This window comes from Streptococcus sp. GMD1S (assembly GCF_000296875.1).
Lineage (GTDB): Bacteria > Bacillota > Bacilli > Lactobacillales > Streptococcaceae > Streptococcus.
Genome location: NZ_AJQY01000175.1, coordinates 1 through 1,040, shown reverse-complemented (window position 1 = coordinate 1,040; position 1,040 = coordinate 1). Strand labels below are relative to the sequence as shown.

General features: G+C 45.9%; 1 protein-coding gene. It reads left to right on the top strand.

Features of this window, described 5'->3' with window-relative positions; all coding sequences use genetic code 11:
• Window positions 1-78: 78 nt before the first annotated feature.
• Window positions 79-1,014, top strand: coding sequence for a methionyl-tRNA formyltransferase (gene fmt, locus GMD1S_RS08075; RefSeq protein WP_000163668.1), 936 nt, complete (start codon window positions 79-81; stop codon window positions 1,012-1,014).
• The last annotated feature ends 26 nt before the right edge of the window (window positions 1,015-1,040 follow it).

Sequence of the window (1,040 nt, the reverse complement as noted above, 5' to 3'; positions counted from 1 at the left end):
ACTCAAGAACGTGAAAATAGCGAGCTTCGTCTCAGCATTGACCACGAACCGCAGCAATTTTTATAAGAAGGAGAAGAAATGACAAAACTAATCTTTATGGGGACACCTGATTTTTCAGCGACAGTTTTGAAGGGGTTGTTATCAGACAACCGTTACGAGATTCTGGCTGTTGTGACCCAGCCAGACCGCGCTGTTGGCCGTAAAAAAGTGATCCAAGAAACCCCAGTCAAGCAGGCCGCCAAAGAAGCAGGTCTTCCTATCTACCAACCTGAAAAATTATCTGGAAGTCCAGAGATGGAAGACATTATGAAGCTAGGAGCTGATGGGATTATCACTGCTGCTTTTGGGCAATTTCTCCCAAGTAAACTCCTTGATAGCATGGACTTTGCGGTCAATGTTCACGCTTCCCTTCTTCCCAAACACCGTGGTGGAGCTCCCATTCATTATGCCCTGATTCAAGGGGATGAGGAAGCTGGTGTGACCATCATGGAAATGGTTAAAGAAATGGATGCAGGTGATATGATTTCCCGTCGTAGCATTCCTATCACAGACGAGGACAATGTCGGCACCTTGTTTGAAAAATTGGCAATCGTTGGTCGCGATTTGCTTTTGGATACGCTACCTGGCTACCTAGCAGGAGAAATCCAACCTGAACTACAAGATCCTAGTCAAGTCACTTTCTCGCCAAATATCAAGCCAGAGGAAGAGAAACTGGATTGGACTAAAACCAATCGCCAACTCTTTAACCAAATCAGAGGGATGAATCCATGGCCTGTTGCCCATACTTTTCTTAAAGGAGACCGCTTTAAGATTTATGAAGCCCTACCAGTAGAAGGTCAGGGAAATCCAGGTGAGATCCTCTCTATTGGCAAAAAGGAATTGATTGTCGCAACGGCTGAAGGAGCTCTATCTCTCAAGCAAGTGCAGCCAGCTGGGAAGCCTAAGATGGACATTGCTTCCTTCCTCAACGGAGTTGGACGGACATTGACTGTAGGAGAACGATTTGGTGACTAAAGTAGAAACGGCTAGAAGTCTAGCTC

Coding starts and splice junctions, on each gene's coding strand:
- fmt (WP_000163668.1), top strand. CDS start 79: ATGACAAAACTAATCTTTATGGGGACACCTGATTTTTCAGCGACAGTT.